Origin of the sequence: Mucilaginibacter sp. (assembly GCF_039935595.1) — a bacterium.
Classification (GTDB): Bacteria; Bacteroidota; Bacteroidia; order Sphingobacteriales; family Sphingobacteriaceae; genus Mucilaginibacter.
In genome coordinates, this window is record NZ_JBDTJZ010000226.1 from 12833 (window position 1) to 33922 (window position 21090).

Here is a 21090-nt window from a genome sequence, read left to right on the forward strand (position 1 = left end):
TTTAAGGATTGCAAAAATAGCAATTATTTATTGCTTGCCAACATTTATTTAAGGTTATTTCTGTTTATCTCCGAACAGAAAATCGCGGTAGCTATGGCCACATTTAATGATTCGGCCTTGCCTGCCCTGGGGATAGTTACCGCTTTATTAACCAGCTTAATAATATCGGGGCGCAGCCCATTACCCTCATTACCCATTACAATTAATCCCTCGGTGCCAAAATTGGTATTATAAATATTTTCGCCATCAAGTAAAGCGCCAAAAACGGGCAGTTTAACATCGGCTATTATCGCAGCAATATCAGTATAATGTATATTTACCCGCGATAATGAACCCATGGTAGCCTGCACTACCTTGGGGTTGTACACATCTACACAATCATCCGAGCAGATGATATGCGCAATGCCAAACCAATCGGCCGTACGTATAATGGTGCCCATATTACCCGGATCTTGTATGCCATCTAATATTAGCGAAAACTTTTTTTGCAATGTGCTGTATTTTATAGCAGGCCATTGGGGTATTTTTATCAGGGCTATAATATCGGGTGGGGTAGTTAAAGCGCTTATTTTTTCGATATTATTTGTCGAAATTTCCTCAAAATTTATTTTGTGCGATAAATTAAGCACTTTTGGGGCAATAGCGTTGGTATGGTAAACAGCTTCAATAGTGTAGGCAGAATTTATAAATTCGCTTACAGATTTATAGCCCTCAACCAGGAATGCGCCGTGTTCCCTGCGAAATTTTTTATGTTGTAAGGATTGTAATAAACTGATTTTTGACTTTGAAAGCATATAAACTGTATAATTTCCGCCTTACAATATTAAGTATTCTTCTGGTTTTTATCGCTGTAGGTTGCAGTATAACCCGCCGCCTTAAACCTAATGAAGCATTAGTACGCAAAATTACTATCAAGGGCATGGATAAGGAGTTTGCCGAGGCCGCTGTAAACTATGTGGACAAGCAACAGCAGCCCAATAACATACTTAACCTGCAATTTTATTACCTGTTCAGCAAAAACGGAAAGAAAAATATTGGCGAACCACCCGCCATTTTAGATAGCAGTCTTGTTGAATATTCGCGTTACCAGATAGAGCGCTTTATACAAAGCAAGGGTTATTTAAAGGCAAAAGTTACCGATACCGTTGTTATCAAAAATAAAAAGGCCGAATTGGTGTTTACCGCGGTACAGGGCCCGATGTTTAGGTTCCGTAAACTGGATGACAGTATTGCTGATAAAAAAGTGTCAAACCTGTATCAAACCTATCGCCGTAAATTATCGCATGTGCAGCCGGGCGGGCGTTTTGATACCGATAGTCTTGCGGCAGACCGTGACGCGTTTTTCCAGGTGATGAAACGTAATGGTTATTACGATTTTAACCGACTATATATGAATTTTAATTACGACACTACTTATAACAGCAGTGTTGCAGATATAAAAACTATTATTGATAATCCTCCAAATAAAACGCAGCATCCGGTATACACTATCAACAACACACTGATAACTATACAAAAAAGTAATTACAACGGTAACAATGCCTACTTAAAACAGCCCGTTGATACTATACAAGTTGATTCGCAATTCAGGTTTGTTGATTACTCGGGCCTGTTTAAGCCACATGTGGTAACTGATTATATTTTTCAGAAAAAAGGAGAGATATATGATGTAGACAGGCAAACGCTTACTACATCGCGCCTGTCTGAGTTAAACGTTTTCAGAAACGTGCCTAACCCAACCTATATTAAACTGGCTGATAGTACCAACCGGCTGGATACCAAAATAGATATTGTTCCGCTTAAGCAAATGTCTGACCGTGTTGAGGGCGAGTTTTTGTTTAGCGGCGGCCGTTACGGTTATAACCTGGGTAATACTTTTACTAATCGCAATATATTTAAACAGGCGGCCATATTACAGGTAAAGTTTAATGCAAGCGTATTATATGATAACGGCACAAGTTCCATTGATCCCGGCGGTGTGGAGAACCAGGAGTTTAAAATAGGTGCCAGCCTGGCATATCCGCGCATAATTTCTCCTTTTAATTTTGCCAAACCGGGCAAATACGGCGTACCGCATACTACTTTTTCAACCAATTACTCTTTATTTTTTCAGAAAGGGTTAGTGGAGCGCAAAAGCTTTATCACATCGGTTACGTATGATTTTTATGAAACGGCCAATAAATCGCATAGCGTTACGCCTATCAGTATTGAATATTCAAAAGGTACTATTGATCCGGACGCTTATAGGCAGTTACTGAGTAACGGCAGATACTCGTACGTTTATTTGATAGGTCGCACCGTATTTACAACCGGTAGCCAATATACTTATCAGGTAAACGCTAATCAGTTAAACACCTATAAAAATTTTACCTATTTCCGCGGCTCTCTTGATGTTGGAGGCAATGTATTATCGGGTATAAGCCGTGCCTTAAACACCGCGAAAGATTCATTGGGCCAGCGTACTATTTTTGGTTACGCCTTTGCACAATACACAAAAGCCGAGATAGACTTTAGAGTTTACCATAGCCTGGGTGGCGAGCGCCAGTTTATCTTCCGTATAAACCCGGGTATAGGCATACCTTACGGCAACAGTAACCAGCTTATTTTTGAAAAGAATTTTTATGCCGGCGGCGCTAATGACATGCGCGCCTGGCTACCCCGTACATTGGGACCCGGCGAGTTTAACCGTGCCAGCTATGGTGTAGGCGCTACTGCCGATACTATAAGGGGTAGATTGAAGTATCTGGACCAGTTTGGCGAAATAAAACTGGTTGCCAATGCCGAATACAGATACAAAATAGCCAATAACTTTTTTGGATCGGTGTTAAAAGGTGCCGTGTTTATGGATGCGGGTAATGTTTGGCGGCTGCATAAACAAATAGAAAACCCCGGCGGCGAGTTCAAGTTTGGTAACCTGTGGCAATCAACCGCTATTGGCATAGGCACCGGATTAAGATTTGACCTGGGTTTCTTTGTGTTCAGGCTGGATGCTGCCTTTAAGTTTAAGGACCCTCAGTTTAACGGTGCCGAACAATGGGTGCTCATCAGGCATGGGGATGAATTATTTAAAACGGGCGACTTTAAACGTGCCTTCCAAAAGGCCAACAGTACAGGTATCAATCCAGATGGAAGCATACGCGGCGATACTTATGGCTTTATGCAGCTAAATTTCGGTATAGGGTTACCGTTTTGATCGGATATGCAGATATGTGTACATCTGTCAAAAAACCCCTTTCAATCCATCAAAAATACTTTCAAAAAAGGTTGGAATGCTTAAACCGTTATGATGGTTAAAATATAAAAAGATGCAGAATATTACTATAGCAATAATAATAAACCGTTTAAATATATAGGCCAGTAAAATTAAGCCAATAGGTATGGCCAGCAGCAGTAGCCAGCTAATATGTATAGGCGTTAGCTTGCTATCATGCTTGTATATGTAATACAGTAATGAATGTGTGCCCGAATCATTAACATGTTTAACATACAAAAAGGTCGATCGTTCTATTTTATGGCGATAAAAGGCGGTGCCTTTATCAAATACCATTTCCTGCTGAAAACCGTTCAGCGTAAAACTAAACCTGCCACTTACATCCTCGCGAATATTGTTCAATGAGTCGGTAGCTACAATGGCTATTTCGCTTTCGGCAAAGGGGTTTTCCTTAACCATAAAATGATTAATGGATACAGTGTCGGCAAAAGCAAAGCTGCCTGTAAAAAAGCTCATCAGGCAAACGAATAATATCCTTTTCATTTTATAAAAGTAGTTAATGGTTTATTAAGTTGATTAAGTGAATAGTTATAATTTGTTTACAACTCGACTTTCTAAAATTAGTTTTAATTAGACGAATGTAGCACTACTCACCCAATCAACTTAATAAACCTGTTCAACTACCTTAATTTGCTTTACCAAACTCGCCATTGGCAGTAATAGTTACCTCATCGCCCAATATAGGTGATCTGAAACCCCGACCAAAGTTAAAGTCAGAGCGTTTAATAGAACCTGTAACCTTAAAGCCTGCGCTTTCTTTTTGAGTTTGCGGATTTACAATAGTTGCGCGGTGCCAAAGGTCCATAGTAACCGGTTTGGTTACACCGTGTAGTGTCAAATTACCTACCAGTTTAAAGTGGCCCGCACTGGTTGGGGTAACCGAAGTACTTACAAAATTCATGGTAGGATATTTAGTTACGTCAAAAAATTCGTCGCTTTTAAGGTGTGTGTCGCGTTTATTATTATCGGTATTAACCGATGCGGTTTGTACTACCAAGGTAATTTTAGCATCACTAAAATCGGGTTTAGCACTTACAATGGTTACATCAAAATCTTTAAAAAAGCCATCAACATCTGATATCGCCAGGTGCGTAATAGTAAATTGTAAACGCGCGTGGGCTTTATCTACTTTCCAGGTAGACTGAGCAATAACCGTAGATACCGTTAATGCTGCAATAGTTAAAAAGGCGAATATCTTTTTCATTTTTTGAATATATGTTATGTATTTCATCAAAAATATAGTTCTGTTCTATACTTTTTAAAATACTTGTTTAAACATCCATACTGCGACTTTGGCATGTTTTTTTTATTTGGCATTCAGGTTAGGTAAATTATTATTCCCTTTAAGATATCGCTCCAGATAATTAAAGCCTACACTTTTAATCAGTACCGAACTTTGGCTATTATAAGCTGCGCCATGTGCCCCTTTTGGATATATCCGCAATTCGGCGTCCTTTCCTGCATCAGTTAACGCGGTTATTAGCTGCATGGTATTGGCCGGGTGCACATTATCATCGCTCATGGAGTGTATCAGCAATAAATGGTCTTTTAAATTACCAGCATAGGTCATGGCCGAGCTTGCTTTGTACCCTGCTGCATTATCAGGCATTGTACCCATATATCGTTCTGTATAAATATCATCATACAATGTCCAATCGGTAACCGGCGAATTGGCTATGCCTACCTTAAACACACCAGGGTGAGTAAGCAGGCTGTAAACAGTACTGTAACCGCCATAGCTGGTACCCATAATGCCTATTTTACCGGCATCCACAAATGGCATTTTGGCTACATAATTGGCTGTTTCCACAAAATCATTGCTTTCCCATTTGCCTAATTGCTTATATACCACCTTCATAAAAGCACTGCCGTAATTGGCTACGCCGCGGTTATTTACATCAACCACAATATACCCGTTCTGCGCCAGCCATTGCTGCCAGCCATCGGTATAAAACTTATTAAAAACATCGTGCGATTCGGGACCACCGTACACAGTCATCACCACCGGATATTTTTTATTAGGGTCAAAGTTGAAAGGCTTGATCATATATCCGTCCAGCGCTACGCCATCGGTAGTTTTAAAGTTAAAAAACTCGGGGGCTGAGTAGGCGTGCCCGGTCACAAAGGCACTTACAGCCGCGTTATCTTCCAGCATTTTAAGCTGCGTACCTTTATTGTTGCGTAAAGCCACATGCAAGGGGGTGGTAATATTGCTGTACTTATCCAGGTAATATTTAGCATCCGGCGACATATCAATATCATGAAACCCGCTTATATCTGACAGCTTGGTTTTTTGGCTACCATCATATTTAATTGAATAAAATTGCTGGTCTAATCCCCCCGTTTCAGCAGATAAATAATAAATGGTTTGCGTTTGCGGGTCAATGCGCGATACCTTGATCATATCCCAATCGCCTTTGGTAACCTGGTTTATTAACTTACCGTCATAACTGTAACGGTAAATATGGTAATAACCCGAGCGATCAGACACCCAAAAAAATTCCTTCGCTTTCTCCGGAAAGTAAACCATATCGTTCACATCAGTATAAAAATCAAATATGGCTACCCAGGTCGTATTTTTCTCATCTAATACCACATGATGCTCGCCGGTTTTTACGTTAAAGAAATACAGCTTCATGTGGTTCTGCGCACGGTTAAGTGTCATCAGCGCCAGTACATCGGGGTTACTTGTCCAGTAAATGCGCGGAGTATAGTAATCGCCGGTTTCATCAGGCTTTAACCATATATTTTTACCGGTGGCCACATCAACCACACCAATTTTAACGGTAGGGTTAGCATCGCCCACCTGCGGGATAGAAATATGGATATTATCATTATGGTGCCCTTCAAAATTGGTCATCTCAAAATCGGGCACTTTACGCTCATCAAACTGCCAGTAAGCAATGTACTTATTATCTGGCGACCAGTTCCAGGCTTGTGCCTGCCCAAACTCTTCTTCGTAAACCCAATCGTAATGTCCATTAAATATGCCGTTCTCGCTGGTCTTGTCGTGGGTAAGTTGTTTTTCTTTCGCGGTAGCAAAATCATATACATACATATTGCCATTACGCTCTATCCCAACTTTTTTACCATCGGGCGAAAGTTCGGCCGTACGGGCATCCTTAGCAGCCTGTTTAAGTTGCTTGGTAGCCAGATCATATACAAAGTAGTTTGATATGCCCGACCGGCGGTAAATTGGCCTGAAATCCGACTGAAAAACCAGGTGCTTGGAATCATGCGACCATTGGAATGATTCGTATGCAAACTGTTTTGTAGTACCGGGAAAGTTAAGGCCCTTGTTGGTAAACACCAGTTCGTCTGTAAGTGTTGCGGGCTCCATGGAGCGTATCTCGTCGTTAACAATATACGAGTACTTCTGGCCGCCATTTATCCAGTTAACACTCTCGGGGCCGGGTTTGCCGCGCAACCTTGATGTGGCGCGCATAGCATCAATTAATGAAGTATATTCCGGTTTGGTTTGTGCCCGCAGGCTCGAAAAAGATATGCCGCATAGCAGCAGCGCGCCGGTTACGCGCATGATGGATTTGTTAAATATCATAAATTAATAAAATCAGTTTTTAAAGCTAACAGATTTGGGGCATTTGCGCAATTATTAAAACACTTTAGGCATTAAACGTATATTTACAATAAACAATATACCATGATACTTTCTAAGACGCCCAAAGAGTCGCATACCGTAATGAACGAGTTGGTATTACCCAATGATACCAATATGCTGCATAACCTGATGGGCGGGCGTTTATTGCATTGGATGGATATTGCCGCGGCCATATCAGCCCAAAAACATTGCAATTATGTAGCGGTAACAGTATCGGTTGATAATGTATCGTTTAAACACTCGGTTAAGCTGGGCGATGTGATAACCATTGAAGCGAGGGTGACCCGCGCATTCAACACCTCGGTTGAGGTGCGTATAAATGTATGGGCCGAAAACATACCATCAGGCACACGTATTAAGAGTAACGAGGCTTATTATACATTTGTAGCGCTGGACAAAGAGGGCCGCAAAATACCGGTACCGGAGATTGTGCCCGAAACTGCTGAAGAGATCATTTTATATGACGGCGCTCTGCGTCGCAGGCAATTAAGGCTGATTTTGGGTGGTAAGATGAAACCGAGCGAGGCGACGGAGTTAAGAGCCTTGTTTTTCCCGGAGGAGGGAGTGTAGAGACGCAAAATGTTGCGTCTCTACGGTTACAGGTCGCTTAACAGCTCCAGTTTTTTATGGTTATATTCTTCCTGCGATATGAGGCCGTTATCAAACAGTGTTCTTAATTTTTTCAGTTTTTCAGTTAGCTCATCTGCTTTTGGTGCTTCCTGCACAGGTGCAGCTGGCGCAGTTGGTTGTACAGGTGGAGCGGCATGAAAAGCAGCCATAGCCGATGCAGCAGGGTTTTCAAACTGTACAGCTCCTGATTCGGCACGTTTTTCTTCCAGATCGCGCAGGCGTCGGGCCTCGCGTTCGGACTCTTTACGTTCCTGAGCGTATTGGTAAAGTTTACGCGCCTGTATTTTAGGCAGGTAATCAACCCCCATCTCCGACCCGTTTGTGGTTTGTATGCTAAACACGGCACCAATAATTTCTTCCTTAGTGGCTACGTCAACAATATCTTTCCAAACAAAATCAACAAATTTTATAGACAGACCGAGGTTTGCCGGCGTAAAAAACAATATCCGTTTATTGGTAAGCGCAATACAGTCAGGCAAAATATTTACCAACGGCTTTTTTTGCGTGGCAATGTATAATATCTCTTCGCCGGTGGTTAGCAAATCAATCAAACGCTTGTAAACCTTTTCAACCGCTTTAGGGTCCTGGTCGTCATGCAAAAATTTATCTATCATAGTGTTATTTCTATTTATGCGGTTGCAAAAATAATGAAATTCTGTTAGTTTCACTCACCCCGACATCGTTTCACTCGTTGACCCTTTTCACCTTCGGTGGAAAGAGGATTATTAAGAAAATAAACCACCCTCTCTGCGGCAAGCCGCAGAGAGGGTGGTCGAGCATAGCGATAACCGGGTGAGTAACCCTGTAAAATGATTAGGATACTTGAAGCTAAAGTTTATATTTGTGAAATTTTTTTTTAGTAATAATACTAAAACATCCTTTGCACAAATACATACTGCAAAGCACCAATTATAAAGCAAAAACAAGTTATACAAACTGAAACAAAACATTAAAATGAAAACTACCGCTTCTTTTTTTACAAAAATTACCCTGGGTTTATTAGTTGCCGGCAGCATAACGGCCTGCAATAAAAATAAAACTGCCGATACTACTGCGGCAACTACGCCACCATCTGCTGATAAAGAAGCGATAGTGTATGTAAACTCTGATACCTTGCTAACTAAATATGAATATGCAAAAGACGTGAGCACGCGTATGCAGGGAAAAGAAAAATCAGCCCAGGCCGACCTTGCTTCAAAGGGACAGGCATTTCAGCGTGAGGTTGCTGATTACCAAAAGAAACAGGCTACTTTAGCTGCTGATGAGCGACAGAAAACCGAGCAGCGCCTGCAACGCGAGCAACAGGAACTGCAAACTTACCAGCAAAATGCTTCGGCTGATTTTCAAAACAGTCAGGCTACCGAGAATGGTAAGCTTTATGACAAGATAGCTGATTTTGCAAAAACCTACGCTAAAAACAAAGGTTATAAACTGGTTTTAACCTATTCAAAAGCCAACCCTACTGTTTTATACGGCGACCCATCTTTAGATGTAACCGCCGATGTGGTTAAGCAACTGAACGAAGCTTACGCGAAAGAGAGAAAATAATGCAGATGTGCAAATGCTAAAAAATATTTAATTTTAATATGCAAAACCTCAGCTTAAAGTTGAGGTTTTCTTTTTTATAGGAGAAGACATGAGCAAGCACGAGGATTTTATGCGGATGGCTATTGAGTTGGCCGAAAACAATGTAGTAAGTGGCAACGGCGGGCCATTTGGGTCCGTTATTGTAAAAGATGGGATGGTTGTTGCACGCAGCTCCAATAAAGTGGTACCTAATAACGACCCTACGGCACACGCCGAAGTTTTGGTCATACGGCTGGCCTGCCAGGAGTTGGGCACTTATATACTATCGGGCTGCGAAATTTACACCAGCTGCGAACCCTGCCCCATGTGCCTGGCTGCTATTTATTGGGCAAGAATTGATAAAATATATTATGCCAATACCAAAGCCGATGCCGCAGCCATAGGTTTTGATGATGCCTTTATATATGAAGAATTGGATAAGGCATTGAACAAACGCAAACTACCCATAGTGCAACTTATGCGCGACGAAGCTTTGAACGCGTTTAAGTTGTGGAGCGAGTTTGAGGGAAGAAAGGAGTATTAGTCACAAAATGTCATTTCGAACGAGGTACGAGGAGAAATCTTATACAAGCGATAAGCTATGTGGAACTATAATTTTTACTTTTATATAACTACTAATCCGGATAGGTCAGTACTATATGTAGGCGTTACCAATGATCTGAGAAGGAGATTATTCGAGCACACTGAAAACAAAGGCAATCCTAAAACTTTTGCCGGGAAATATTACTGTTATAATTTAGTTTACTACGAGCACTTTACGCACATTGACTATGCTATCGAAAGAGAAAAGGAAATAAAGAAGTACCGAAGGGAAAAGAAAGACAAATTGATAGAAACAGTTAATCCAAATTGGAAGTTTTTAAATTATGAAGTGAATGAATAACATTTACCTGTATAGTTTTATAAGATTTCTCCTCGTACCTCGATCGAAATGACAGTGAGAAATTATTTTTCCTCCCCTTCATCCTTTTTAACTTCAAAAAATCCCTCCTGTAAGCCATCAATCTCCCTTCTGTCCCGTTTAGTTGGCCTGCCCGTACCCCTGTCGCGTTTAAGCACCGGGGCCTGAAACATTGATTTAAATGCCGGTGTCTGTTCAACCGGAGTAATATCTTCATAAAAGCCAACGGCGGTTTTGGCATCGGTACGGCTCTCCAGCAAGCCCGTTACTTTAATTATCTTACGATCAGGACCTTTTGATACCTGGTAAACCTCGCCAATTTTCACTTCGTGCGATGGTTTGATATTGTTGCCATCCAGCTTTACGCGCCCTGCTTTACAGGCATCAGATGCCAGCGTACGGGTTTTAAACAGTCTGATGGACCATAAATATTTATCTATACGGAGTTTTTCTTTTTCGGGCATCGAGTACAAACTTACAAAGTCTTAAAGACTTCGTAAGTTTCGTTTAAACAAAATCCCTAAAAAATTCTTTAATTTGTCAAAAGTTTAAATTTACCAATGCAAGATCTGAAGAAATTAATTGAAGCCGCCTGGGAAGACAGGAAACTACTGGAATATAACGAATACATTAACGCCGTTGAAACCATTATTGAACGGTTAGACAAAGGCGAGATACGCGTTGCCGAACTAATAGGCAACCGCTGGCATACTAACGACTGGATAAAGAAAGCCGTAATACTATACTTCCCCATCCGCCAGATGGAAGAAATTGAAGTTGGCCCGTTTGTGTTTCATGATAAAATGAAGCTTAAAACCAATTTCAAAAAAGCAGGTGTACGTGTGGTGCCCATGGCTACTGCCCGTTATGGCGCTTATTTGGCCAAAGGGGTTATCATGATGCCATCATACGTAAACATTGGTGCTTATGTTGACGAAGGTACCATGGTTGATACCTGGGCAACCGTAGGCTCGTGCGCGCAAATTGGCAAGCATGTTCATCTAAGTGGCGGCGTAGGCATTGGCGGTGTTTTAGAGCCTGTGCAAGCGGCACCGGTTATTATTGAGGATAACTGCTTTTTAGGCTCGCGCGCTATAGTAGTTGAGGGGGTGCATGTGGAACATGAAGCCGTATTGGGCGCTAATGTAGTATTAACCGCGTCGACTAAAATTATTGATGTTACGGGTTCTACCCCTGTTGAATATAAAAGCTTTGTACCGGCACGATCGGTAGTAATACCAGGCTCATACACTAAAAAATTCCCTGCCGGCGATTACCAGGTGCCTTGTGCCCTTATAATAGGCAAGCGTAAAGAATCAACCGACAAAAAAACGTCGTTAAATGACGCGTTGAGAGAGAATAATGTTGCAGTTTAGATGTGAGTATTGAGATGTGAGATTTGAGACATGATCCCTTATCTCAAATCTCACATCTCAATACTAACATCTCAAATCTCAAAAACATGAAAATACTGATAAGGCTACCTAACTGGCTTGGCGATGTGGTTATGAGTACGGCTTTCATCGCGGCGGTTAAACAGCTTTATCCTGATGCTTTGGTTGATGTGATCATCAAAAAAGAATTGAGCGGTATAGCCGCATTAATTCCAGGACTCAATAAAATTCACCCTTTTTCAAAGCAAGAATATAGCGGACTGGGCGGTGTTTACCGATTTGGCAAAAGTTTACGTGGCGAACAATACGACCTGTTTTTCACCCTTCCCGATTCTATTTCATCAGCCATGATGGGTTGGGCAACAGGGGCAAAAAAGCGTATTGGGTTCGGTAAAGAAGGTGGCTTTTTTTTGCTGACCAAAGTTTGTAAAAAACCTGTAAACATACACCGGGTTGAAGAATACCTGGCCCTGCTGGAGCAATTTACCGGCAAGAAAATTGACAACCCACAGGTAAAACTAAACGCCGAAATAAGCAACCCAAATAGCAAACGCGTTTTAATTAACTTAAACTCGGAAGCTGAATCGCGCCGTATGCCGGTGGTTAAAGGCATTGATTTAATAAATAAACTTACAAATGATTTCCCGGATGTTACCTTTGCATTTATTGGGTCGCCAAAGGACGCGGAGTATGTGGAGCAGTTTGTAAAAGCAGCCGATAAGCCAAGCCAGTTTGAAAACTATGCGGGTAAAACAGACCTGGCCGGGTTAGCTAATTTAATGGCCGAATCGAAAGTTTTGCTTACTACTGATTCAGGTCCGGCGCATTTGGCCAATAGTGTGGGCACGCCAACAGTAGTTTTATTTGGCGCGGGTAATGAGGAAAATACAGCACCCTATAATAAAAATAATTCAACGGTTATACGTGCCGGTAAATTAGAATGCGAACCGTGCGTGCGCAACACGTGCAAACTATACGGCATACCAAAGTGTATGGAGTTATTGGACGAACTACAAATTATTAACGCGGTAAGTTTATATTTAAAACATGCTTAAGGACGAAGTAGCAAAAGCTTTAAAAGTAATACAGGAAGGCGGAATCATCCTTTACCCTACTGATACCATTTGGGGTATTGGCTGCGATGCTACCAATACCGAAGCTATAAAAAAAATATATCAACTTAAGCAACGTAGCGAAGCTAAAAGCATGTTGGTGTTATTAGACACAGATGCCAAACTGCCCAGCTACATAAGCGAGGTGCCTGATTTGGCTTATGACCTGATAGAATTTGCCGAAAACCCGCTTACTTTAATTATGCCCGGTGCTAAAAACATATCGTCGGCAATAATCGGCGAAGATGGCAGCGTGGGTATCCGTATATCATCGCACCCGTTTTGCCAGCAGCTAATTCAGCGTATGCGTAAGCCATTGGTATCAACATCGGCCAATATAAGCGGCAAGCCATCGCCGCAATATTTTGGGCAGATAGATGCCGAAATAATTAATGGCGTGGATTATGTGGTGGATTTGGACCAGCACAGCATGGAAATAAAAAACCCGTCGACCATTATGAAACTGGCGCCTGATGGCAGGTTTGAATTTATAAGAAGGTAACAGAAGCAAGAATTAAGATTCAAGAAACAAGATATTTTGAAAGCGCATTTAAAGCACCGGGTGTTTACCGTTATATCGCAACTGGCAGGCGAGCAAAACTTGCAGGTATATGCTATTGGCGGTTTTGTGCGCGATATTTTTTTAAGCCGACCATCAAAAGATATTGATATAGTAATAATCGGTAACGGCATTGCCTTTGCCGAAACTGTCGCTGCCAAGCTAAAAGTGAGGTTAGCCGTATTTAAAAACTTCGGTACCGCTTCGCTTAAATACCAGGATTTGGAAATTGAGTTTGTTGGCGCTCGTAAAGAATCATACCGCTTAGATTCGCGTAAACCTATTGTGGAGAACGGGACTTTGGAGGATGATCAACAACGCCGGGATTTTACTATTAATGCGTTAGCTATCTCTTTGCACCCGGATACCTTTGGGCAATTGCTGGATCCTTTTGGTGGAATAAACGACCTGGAGCAAAAGTTAATTCGTACGCCGCTAAACCCGGTCGAAACATTTTCGGACGATCCATTGCGTATGATGCGCGCTATTCGCTTTGCCACACAGCTAAATTTTAAGATAGACGAAGTAGCCGTTGAGGCTATAAAGAATAATGCAGACCGTATCAGCATCGTATCGCAGGAACGGATTACTGATGAGTTGAATAAGATCATTTTATCACCAAAACCATCCATCGGTTTTAACTATTTGTTTGATACCGGCCTGCTGCATAAAATATTCCCGCAAATGGTTGCGCTGTATGGTGTTGATTATATAGATGGCAAGGGTCATAAAGATAACTTTTACCATACCCTACAGGTGCTGGATAATATTTGCGAAACTACCGATGACCTTTGGCTGCGTTGGGCCGCCATATTGCACGATATTGCCAAACCGGCCACCAAACGCTTTGAACCCGGCCACGGCTGGACATTTCATGGCCATGAGGATAAAGGTGCACGCATGGTACCTAAAATTTTCGCGCAGCTAAAATTGCCGCTTAATGAGAAAATGAAACAGGTGCAAAAGCTGGTACAATTGCATTTACGGCCTATTGTATTGTCGCAATCTATAGTTACTGATTCTGCAGTGCGAAGGTTATTATTTGAGGCTGGTGAGGATATTGAGGGGCTAATGCTGTTGTGTAAAGCAGACATCACCACAAAAAACGAATATAAAGTAAAAAAATACCGAAATAATTTTGAAGCCGTACAACAAAAATTAAAAGATGTTGAGGAGCGCGATAGTATACGCAACTGGCAGCCGCCAATAAGCGGCACTGATATTATGGAGCTTTTTGGCATAAAAGAAGGTCGTGAGGTAGGAGTTATTAAAAACCAGATACGCGAAGCCATACTTGAAGGCGAAATTTCCAACTCGCGCGAGGCAGCAATTAACTACACAATTTTAAAAGGCGCAGAAATTGGCTTAAAAGTTGTGGCAAACAGAAATTAAATTAAAACTTATATTTTTACAGCTTCTAAACAAAACAATGGCACTATACAGGTTTAAAATTACTTTTGAAGATTATGACGAGGTAACCCGGGATATCGATATCAAATCGAACCAGACATTTCTTGATCTGCATAAAGCAATTCATCAGTCAACAGGCTATAATCCTGAATTCCCTTCTTCTTTTTATATTAGTAATGACCAGTGGATAAAAGGCGAAGAGTTTACCTATTTGCCTAACCAGCGCAGGATTGACCGTGGTGTTAAATTAATGGAAAAAGTAAAGTTAAGCAGCTTTATTGATGACCCGCACCAAAAATTTTACTATACTTTTAATTTTGACCGCCCCTATGATTTTCATGTTGAACTGATGAAGATCATTTTAGATGAAACACCGGGCGTAACCTATCCGGCCGTTATAAAATCCGTAGGCGATGCACCAAGGCAAATTATACCTGGTGTTATACCTACCGATTTGCCTGTTGCCAGTGCCGATGATGATTTTGACTTCCTGAATGAAATGGCTTATAACCATGACGATGCTGACGAATTTACCGAAGTAGATGAAACCGGCGAAGTGGTTAGTACCCCGGCCGAAGAAACCGAGGAAGAAGATGAATTTGGAAGCGAGTTTGCGGATGACGAGGGCTTTGAAGATGACAGCAAAGCTCACGACGATTATTAGTTAGTTGATGGTTCATAGATGATGGATCATAGCCATATTTAGCTAACTGTTATGCAGCACCATGAACTATCATCCATGAACTACAAACCTACTTTAGTAGTAATTGCCGGCCCAACTGCTATTGGTAAAACAGCGGCTGCTATACAATTGGCTCAATATTTTAATACGGTAATTGTATCTGCCGATTCAAGGCAATTTTTTCGTGAAATGGCCATCGGTACTGCCAAACCTACGCCTGATGAACTGGCCGCGGCTAAACATTACTTTGTGGATTCGCATTCGGTAACCGAACCCTTTTCGGTAGGTGATTTTGAAAAACAGGGCCTTGAGCTTTTTGATGAGCTTTTTAAAACGCATAAGGTGATTATACTAGTTGGAGGCTCCGGCTTGTATATTAAAGCCATAACTGATGGGTTTGATAACATCCCCAATGCCGACGAAGGTATTCGCGAAAAACTTAACAAGGAGCTTGAGGATAAAGGAATTTCCTATCTGCAGGAAAAACTAAAACTTGCCGACCATGCTTATTATACCCAGGTGGATATTAACAATCCGCAACGCGTTATAAGGGCGCTGGAGGTTTTTGAAAGCACGGGGCAACCCTTTTCATCGTTTCGCAAGGCAGACGCCAATATCAGGCCGTTTAATATTATCAAAATAGCGCTGGATATGCCGAGGGAGAGGTTGTATGACCGTATAAACAATCGGGTTGATATAATGATGCAGCAGGGCTTATTGGACGAAGTTAAAAGCCTTATGCCTTATCGTCACTTAAACGCGCTAAACACCGTAGGCTACACCGAACTATTTGATTATCTGGATGGCAAAATCACTTTAAACGAAGCTGTCGAAAAAATAAAGCAAAACACCCGCCACTTTGCCAAACGGCAATTAACCTGGTTCAGAAAAGATAAAAGTTTCCATTGGCTGCAAGCCGATGAAAACCTTTATAAAAATTTACTTGATCTACTTAAAAAACAATTACTATAGTTACCAATATTTTGCGTCTCACATTACATATTTAGCAAGAGACACAAAATATTGTGTCTCTACAGGTTACTTCAACAACTTCAATAAATACTGGCCGTAGCCGCTCTTGATATATTTTTGCGCAATGGCCTTTAATTGTGTTTTATCAATAAAACCCATTTTATAGGCTATCTCTTCTATACAGCCTATTTTGGTATCCTGGCGCTTTTCAATAACCCGCACAAACTCGCTGGCATCACTTAATGAATCAAACGTACCGGTATCTAACCACGCTGTGCCCCTATCCATTACCCCCACCTGCAGCGTGCCCTGCTCCAGGTAATGTTTATTTACATCAGTTATTTCATACTCACCACGAGGTGATGGCTTTAAGTTTTTGGCAACTTCAATAACCGAGTTATCATAAAAATATAATCCAGGTACTGCAAAGTTTGATTTAGGGTGTTTTGGCTTTTCTTCAATAGATAAAGCTTTAAAGTTTTCATCAAACTCTACTACGCCATAGCGCTCAGGGTCGGCAACTGGGTAAGCAAATATGGCAGCCCCAACTACATCATTAAAGCTTTGTATAAGTTTGCTAAATCCGCTGCCATAAAATATATTATCGCCCAAAATAAGGGCGGCTTTATCATGGCCTATAAACTTTTCACCTATTACAAAAGCCTGGGCCAACCCATTGGGCTTCTCCTGAACGGCATATTCAAAGTTACAACCCATGTCCTTACCATCTCCCAATAAGCGCTTAAAGCTCTCGTTATCTTCAGGCGTGGTAATTATCAATACATCCTTAATATCAGCCAGCATCAGTACTGATAGCGGATAGTATATCATCGGCTTATCGTAAATAGGCATTAATTGTTTACTTATAGCCCTGGTAATAGGATATAAACGGGTACCTGAGCCCCCTGCTAAAATAATTCCTTTCATATTTTTTATGGTTGTTGTAATTTGCCGATACAAGCTATCAAGCTATCTCTCCAATAAGGTATTTCTATGTTAAATGTTTGTTTGACTTTACTTTTATCCATCACAGAATACGCCGGGCGTGTTGCTTTAGTAGGATATTCATCAGTACGAATAGGTATTACTTTTACACTTGCTGCGGATATATCAAATATGGCCCGTGCAAAATCAAACCATGATGTTACCCCCTCGTTGCTGTAATGGTACGTGCCGTAGTTTTTGCTGTTGATGCTGATGATATGTAAAATAAACCCGGCCAGGTCAATGGCATAGGTCGGCGTGCCTACCTGGTCGGCTATGATGCGCAACTCGTCCCTATCGGTACCAAGCTTTAGCATGGTTTTTACAAAATTGTTGGCATATTCTGAGTACAGCCAACCTGTACGTATAATAAAATGTTCTGGCAAAATGGCCTCAACGGCTTTTTCGCCATCTAACTTGGTTTGGCCATAGACGCTTATAGGGCTGGTTTCATCAGTTTCAACGCGTGGGGTAGCGCTATCTCCCTTAAACACAAAATCAGTTGATATATGTATCAATACCGCCTTATGGCTTTTGCATTGCACAGCCAGATTTTGAGCCCCGGTAACATTTACTTTTGCAGCCAAATCGGTATCTTCCTCGGCCTTGTCAACAGCGGTATAGGCTGCACAATTTATTGCGTACGTCGGTTTATATTTTTCAAATACCGCGCTTAGGCCGTCCATGTCTAAAATATTTGCTTCTGCCTCGGCCGGAAATATGATATTATTTATTTCATTAACGGCAGCCACATTTTTTATGCATTGCCCTAATTGTCCTGATGCCCCAAAAACAATAATATTGCCCATTTCAGTTTTTTAATATTTAACAGCAAATATGTTTACTATATTTTTAATACGGTCTATAAATTATTAAATTAAACTAAATTTGCTTTCATTATAACCTACTAAAATTGAAACAACTTATAATTAACTCTTATAATAAATTAAAAGAAACCAATATCCTTTCTAATTTTTTCAATTTAAGTAGTATCCAGATTTCTAATATCGTATTAATATTTCTTACCATAAGGCTCATTACAGGCGTTGTTGGCCTCGCAGAATTTGGCATCATCACATTCGCCTACAAATTTTCTCAATTCGCAGGTGCGATTATCAATTATGGTACTAACCAATCCGCGGTAAAGGATGTTGCCCACCATATAACCGATACCAGCAAACTAAGCTCTGCAATTAACAATACCTTATGTATAAGAGCGGTTATTTTCATGCTTTATATAATAATATTATTGATCTTGCCTATAATATTATCAGTTTTTCCTCTTTTTCCTATAGCCTACTATTGGTATATCCTGTATTCCATACCTATCGCATTAGCAGAAGTCTTTAATCCGCTGTGCTTTTTTCTTGGTGCCGAAAAATTAAAGCTATTTAACATTTATAACCTGTTGTTTAATGTTATTGCTGTTTTAACATTACTGTTTTTTATTAAAAGCCCGGCAAATGCCCTTTGGGTTAATTTTATTTTAGGTGTGGGCAATATTATCACTTACCTGGTTTTATTGGCCTATTTTGGCGCATTCTTCAAATTATCTTATAATCTCCCTTTAAAAAGCGAGATGTTAAAAACAGCAAAAGATAATTTTTATCTCACAGTAAATAATGTTTCAGGCAACCTTCAGCAATCGCTTGTATTATTTGCCCTGGCAACATGGAGTAATGCCAGTGTAATGGGCGCTTATTCTATTTGCGACAGGGTGATAGCACAATGCCGTGGCTTTCTGATAATTGTTTCAAACGCCATATACCCCAACGCGGTACACCTATATAAACAAAGCGGCAACTTATGGAATGCTTATAGAAAAAAAGCGAAACGCATTATAGCAATCGGGGCCCTTGTAGGTGCGATCCTAATATTTATATTGGCTGATTTTATTGTATATATATTAGCAAAACAGCATGATGAAACTGCCGTGCTATTTTTAAGGATTATGGCTTTTGTGCCGGTGGTATCTGCCTTTAATGTATTAAATGTAATTGATCAGCTCATCAAAAATAACGTAATTTATATATTCAGGATCGCTGTAATTATGTTCGTTATTGCTGCTTTTGTAGCATTTATATTATCATATATTGGCAATTATATACTAATAGGGGCATCAACGCTGATAATTGAAGCTTGCTCATTATTGATCTATGAGTATACTATAAAAAAAACAGCCATACAAAATGCCTAAGCCTGTAGCAATCATATTACTTAACTGGAATACGCCAATACATACCTCTAATTGCATCAATTCGCTATTAACTTATTGCAATGAAAAACTGTTTGATATTTTGGTTGCGGATAATGGTTCAACAGACGGTTCTTTATCTTTATTAAAAACGCAATTTCCTGATCTTATTTACATCGAAAATAAAGAAAACCTGGGCTTTGCCGAAGGCAATAACCGCGGTTTGGTTTACAGCATAGAAAATGGCTATATCTATTCGCTAATAATAAATACGGATACGCTGGTTGATGAGGACATTGTTATAAAATTAATGATGCACCTTGATAGGCATGTGGTGGCGGCAGCTGTTCAGCCTGCTATATATTGGATGCATGATAAAACCCGGATATGGAATGGGCGGGGGCTTTTTAACCCGGTGCTGGGTTCAACTTATTTTGACAAACCTCTTCAATATCCGGCTAATCCGGATGCTTATAAAATAGCTAATTGGGTAACAGGTTGCTGTATGATGGTTAGAAACTCGGCTCTGACTAAAACCGGACTTTTTAACAAGCACTTCTTTTTATATTATGAAGATAGTGATCTGTCTTACCGGTTACGCGGTGAAGGTTATGAACTGCATTATTTACCATCATGCAAAATTTACCATGAAGCAGGCGCATCAGCTACGATACAAAAAAAAGAAGGCGCTTTAAGTCCTGTTATCCACTACTATATAAGTCGGAACCATATATGGTTTTTAAGAAAATATGGGGTGTCGCTTCTCTATCCGGTCAATATATTATATAATGGATTTTATTATTTGTCCCTATGGGTATATTTTAAACTCCGTCGACGGAACGAAAAGGCAAAATTTTTAATTAAAGGACTTAAAGAAGGATTATTTACCCCCAAAAAATCGATCTAACTACTTTTCGGCAACTATAAAAAGTAAGGTATCCAGCATTAGTTTATTAATATCATAACCAGTAACTACTTTTACTGACGAAAATCCGGCGTCGCGAAAATCGTCCAGCAGGCTCCACCCAAAATGATAATAACAAAGTATCCCTAACGGTAATACAGGGTCACCGTGATATTCAGGGACTAACAGGTGTGTTACTTCTCCATTTTTATTAATAGTTGCCCTAACAATGGTTTTATCATTCTCCATAATAAAAGGAGTGCTTAACAGAACATTGCCGCCTGGTTTTGTAACCCGGTGTAATTCTTTAATAACCGATTTATAATCAGGGATATGCTCTAAATCTTCAAACGACAGACATAAATCAAATGAATTATCGTTATAGGTAAGTTTGGTCATATCCTGATGCAGTACATCACCGGAATCATATACGCTGGTAACCAGATCATATTGATTTGTTTTGGCTAATTCCTTATGGTAAGCGGTATCATGCTCTGTAAGATATACTTTTTTAGCATGTTGAAAATATTGGTTTATAATCTCCAGGCTAAAACGCATTCGTGAATTTAAACCCGTATTATCCATACATGCCTCACGCAAACTAAACAGATCTTTGAACCTGTTTAAATAATATAATTTGCCAAACATGCTGACGTAACCCGTATTTGTTAATTTTAAAAGGCGCTCTTCAAAAGATTTACGAAACCGGGTATATTGTTGATAGTTCTCAAAATCTTCTTTTTTATCCAGCCTGGTCATTAATTTATTATAAGGCGAATCTTCATATAAATGATCAATGTGCTTTGGGAACGCTTTTTGTAGCCGACGCTGAACAATTCTTATCGATCTTTTTATTCGTTTTAACAGTTTT

At 40.4% G+C, this 21090-nt stretch carries 22 protein-coding genes; 13 read left to right on the plus strand and 9 right to left on the minus strand.

What is annotated here, in order from left to right; genetic code table 11:
• Positions 1-44: 44 nt before the first annotated feature.
• A complete protein-coding gene (locus ABI367_RS16375; RefSeq protein WP_462228121.1) occupies positions 45-794 on the minus strand; it encodes a TrmH family RNA methyltransferase in 750 nt (249 codons plus the stop codon).
• Between ABI367_RS16375 and tamL the strand changes: the two genes are divergently transcribed.
• Complete coding sequence (tamL, locus tag ABI367_RS16380; RefSeq protein WP_462228122.1) at positions 785-3193, plus strand: translocation and assembly module lipoprotein TamL; 2409 nt, start codon at positions 785-787, stop codon at positions 3191-3193. The two genes, ABI367_RS16375 and tamL, sit on opposite strands and share 10 nt — an antisense overlap.
• A gap of 27 nt (positions 3194-3220) precedes the next feature.
• On the opposite strand, the gene ABI367_RS16385 is transcribed toward tamL, so the two are convergent.
• From ABI367_RS16385 to ABI367_RS16395, 3 genes are all read right to left on the minus strand, one after another.
• A complete protein-coding gene (locus tag ABI367_RS16385) occupies positions 3221-3754 on the minus strand; it encodes a hypothetical protein (protein WP_462228123.1) in 534 nt (177 codons plus the stop codon).
• A 142-nt stretch (positions 3755-3896) separates the two neighbouring features.
• Positions 3897-4475, minus strand: coding sequence for a YceI family protein (locus tag ABI367_RS16390; protein ID WP_462228124.1), 579 nt, complete (start codon positions 4473-4475; stop codon positions 3897-3899).
• Positions 4476-4577: 102 nt separating this feature from the next.
• Complete coding sequence (locus tag ABI367_RS16395) at positions 4578-6830, minus strand: S9 family peptidase (protein WP_462228125.1); 2253 nt, start codon at positions 6828-6830, stop codon at positions 4578-4580.
• Between the two features lie 102 nt (positions 6831-6932).
• On the opposite strand from ABI367_RS16395, the gene ABI367_RS16400 reads away from it, so the two are divergent.
• Complete coding sequence (locus tag ABI367_RS16400) at positions 6933-7460, plus strand: acyl-CoA thioesterase (protein WP_462228126.1); 528 nt, start codon at positions 6933-6935, stop codon at positions 7458-7460.
• Positions 7461-7486: 26 nt separating this feature from the next.
• Here the strand turns inward: ABI367_RS16400 and ABI367_RS16405 are convergent, their stop codons facing one another.
• Complete coding sequence (locus ABI367_RS16405; protein ID WP_462228127.1) at positions 7487-8134, minus strand: PH domain-containing protein; 648 nt, start codon at positions 8132-8134, stop codon at positions 7487-7489.
• Between the two features lie 340 nt (positions 8135-8474).
• On the opposite strand from ABI367_RS16405, the gene ABI367_RS16410 reads away from it, so the two are divergent.
• From ABI367_RS16410 to ABI367_RS16420, 3 genes are all read left to right on the plus strand, one after another.
• Complete coding sequence (locus ABI367_RS16410) at positions 8475-9068, plus strand: OmpH/Skp family outer membrane protein (RefSeq protein WP_462228128.1); 594 nt, start codon at positions 8475-8477, stop codon at positions 9066-9068.
• 88 nt (positions 9069-9156) lie between these two features.
• Positions 9157-9630 (plus strand): nucleoside deaminase, encoded by a 474-nt coding sequence (locus tag ABI367_RS16415; RefSeq protein WP_462228129.1) that lies wholly within the window; start codon positions 9157-9159, stop codon positions 9628-9630.
• Between the two features lie 57 nt (positions 9631-9687).
• On the plus strand, positions 9688-9990 hold the full coding sequence (locus ABI367_RS16420; RefSeq protein WP_462228130.1) for a GIY-YIG nuclease family protein: 303 nt from the start codon (positions 9688-9690) through the stop codon (positions 9988-9990).
• 62 nt (positions 9991-10052) lie between these two features.
• Here the strand turns inward: ABI367_RS16420 and ABI367_RS16425 are convergent, their stop codons facing one another.
• On the minus strand, positions 10053-10472 hold the full coding sequence (locus tag ABI367_RS16425; protein WP_462228131.1) for an RNA-binding S4 domain-containing protein: 420 nt from the start codon (positions 10470-10472) through the stop codon (positions 10053-10055).
• Positions 10473-10568: 96 nt separating this feature from the next.
• On the opposite strand from ABI367_RS16425, the gene ABI367_RS16430 reads away from it, so the two are divergent.
• The 6 genes from ABI367_RS16430 to miaA all read left to right on the plus strand — a co-directional run bounded on the left by ABI367_RS16430 (position 10569) and on the right by miaA (position 16137).
• Positions 10569-11384, plus strand: coding sequence for a 2,3,4,5-tetrahydropyridine-2,6-dicarboxylate N-succinyltransferase (locus ABI367_RS16430; RefSeq protein WP_462228132.1), 816 nt, complete (start codon positions 10569-10571; stop codon positions 11382-11384).
• Positions 11385-11470: 86 nt separating this feature from the next.
• Positions 11471-12457 (plus strand): lipopolysaccharide heptosyltransferase II, encoded by a 987-nt coding sequence (waaF, locus tag ABI367_RS16435; RefSeq protein WP_462228133.1) that lies wholly within the window; start codon positions 11471-11473, stop codon positions 12455-12457.
• Positions 12450-13016 (plus strand): L-threonylcarbamoyladenylate synthase, encoded by a 567-nt coding sequence (locus ABI367_RS16440; RefSeq protein ID WP_462228134.1) that lies wholly within the window; start codon positions 12450-12452, stop codon positions 13014-13016. Before waaF ends, ABI367_RS16440 begins: the two co-directional genes overlap by 8 nt.
• A gap of 36 nt (positions 13017-13052) precedes the next feature.
• A complete protein-coding gene (locus tag ABI367_RS16445) occupies positions 13053-14465 on the plus strand; it encodes a CCA tRNA nucleotidyltransferase (protein WP_462228135.1) in 1413 nt (470 codons plus the stop codon).
• Positions 14466-14502: 37 nt separating this feature from the next.
• Positions 14503-15147, plus strand: a complete 645-nt coding sequence (locus ABI367_RS16450; protein WP_462228136.1) for an IS1096 element passenger TnpR family protein — start codon at positions 14503-14505, stop codon at positions 15145-15147.
• Positions 15148-15198: 51 nt separating this feature from the next.
• Entirely contained in the window at positions 15199-16137 is a 939-nt protein-coding gene (gene miaA, locus ABI367_RS16455; protein WP_462228137.1) for a tRNA (adenosine(37)-N6)-dimethylallyltransferase MiaA, read from the plus strand.
• 66 nt (positions 16138-16203) lie between these two features.
• Here the strand turns inward: miaA and rfbA are convergent, their stop codons facing one another.
• On the minus strand, positions 16204-17064 hold the full coding sequence (gene rfbA, locus ABI367_RS16460; RefSeq protein WP_462228138.1) for a glucose-1-phosphate thymidylyltransferase RfbA: 861 nt from the start codon (positions 17062-17064) through the stop codon (positions 16204-16206).
• A 5-nt stretch (positions 17065-17069) separates the two neighbouring features.
• A complete protein-coding gene (gene rfbD / locus ABI367_RS16465) occupies positions 17070-17930 on the minus strand; it encodes a dTDP-4-dehydrorhamnose reductase (protein WP_462228139.1) in 861 nt (286 codons plus the stop codon).
• 104 nt (positions 17931-18034) lie between these two features.
• On the opposite strand from rfbD, the gene ABI367_RS16470 reads away from it, so the two are divergent.
• Positions 18035-19318, plus strand: a complete 1284-nt coding sequence (locus tag ABI367_RS16470; RefSeq protein WP_462228140.1) for an oligosaccharide flippase family protein — start codon at positions 18035-18037, stop codon at positions 19316-19318.
• Positions 19311-20222, plus strand: coding sequence for a glycosyltransferase family 2 protein (locus tag ABI367_RS16475; protein WP_462228141.1), 912 nt, complete (start codon positions 19311-19313; stop codon positions 20220-20222). The genes ABI367_RS16470 and ABI367_RS16475 overlap by 8 nt, the downstream gene beginning before the upstream one ends.
• Here ABI367_RS16475 and ABI367_RS16480 read toward each other — a convergent pair.
• The coding region (locus tag ABI367_RS16480) for a class I SAM-dependent methyltransferase (RefSeq protein ID WP_462228142.1) at positions 20223-21090 on the minus strand (868 nt) is incomplete at its 5' end.

Coding starts and splice junctions, on each gene's coding strand:
- waaF (WP_462228133.1), top strand. CDS start 11,471: ATGAAAATACTGATAAGGCTACCTAACTGGCTTGGCGATGTGGTTATG.
- ABI367_RS16430 (WP_462228132.1), top strand. CDS start 10,569: ATGCAAGATCTGAAGAAATTAATTGAAGCCGCCTGGGAAGACAGGAAA.
- ABI367_RS16405 (WP_462228127.1), bottom strand. CDS start 8,134: ATGATAGATAAATTTTTGCATGACGACCAGGACCCTAAAGCGGTTGAA.
- ABI367_RS16440 (WP_462228134.1), top strand. CDS start 12,450: ATGCTTAAGGACGAAGTAGCAAAAGCTTTAAAAGTAATACAGGAAGGC.
- ABI367_RS16420 (WP_462228130.1), top strand. CDS start 9,688: ATGTGGAACTATAATTTTTACTTTTATATAACTACTAATCCGGATAGG.
- rfbA (WP_462228138.1), bottom strand. CDS start 17,064: ATGAAAGGAATTATTTTAGCAGGGGGCTCAGGTACCCGTTTATATCCT.
- ABI367_RS16400 (WP_462228126.1), top strand. CDS start 6,933: ATGATACTTTCTAAGACGCCCAAAGAGTCGCATACCGTAATGAACGAG.
- ABI367_RS16475 (WP_462228141.1), top strand. CDS start 19,311: ATGCCTAAGCCTGTAGCAATCATATTACTTAACTGGAATACGCCAATA.
- ABI367_RS16375 (WP_462228121.1), bottom strand. CDS start 794: ATGCTTTCAAAGTCAAAAATCAGTTTATTACAATCCTTACAACATAAA.
- miaA (WP_462228137.1), top strand. CDS start 15,199: ATGCAGCACCATGAACTATCATCCATGAACTACAAACCTACTTTAGTA.
- ABI367_RS16395 (WP_462228125.1), bottom strand. CDS start 6,830: ATGATATTTAACAAATCCATCATGCGCGTAACCGGCGCGCTGCTGCTA.
- ABI367_RS16450 (WP_462228136.1), top strand. CDS start 14,503: ATGGCACTATACAGGTTTAAAATTACTTTTGAAGATTATGACGAGGTA.
- ABI367_RS16385 (WP_462228123.1), bottom strand. CDS start 3,754: ATGAAAAGGATATTATTCGTTTGCCTGATGAGCTTTTTTACAGGCAGC.
- rfbD (WP_462228139.1), bottom strand. CDS start 17,930: ATGGGCAATATTATTGTTTTTGGGGCATCAGGACAATTAGGGCAATGC.
- ABI367_RS16410 (WP_462228128.1), top strand. CDS start 8,475: ATGAAAACTACCGCTTCTTTTTTTACAAAAATTACCCTGGGTTTATTA.
- ABI367_RS16390 (WP_462228124.1), bottom strand. CDS start 4,475: ATGAAAAAGATATTCGCCTTTTTAACTATTGCAGCATTAACGGTATCT.
- ABI367_RS16415 (WP_462228129.1), top strand. CDS start 9,157: ATGAGCAAGCACGAGGATTTTATGCGGATGGCTATTGAGTTGGCCGAA.
- ABI367_RS16425 (WP_462228131.1), bottom strand. CDS start 10,472: ATGCCCGAAAAAGAAAAACTCCGTATAGATAAATATTTATGGTCCATC.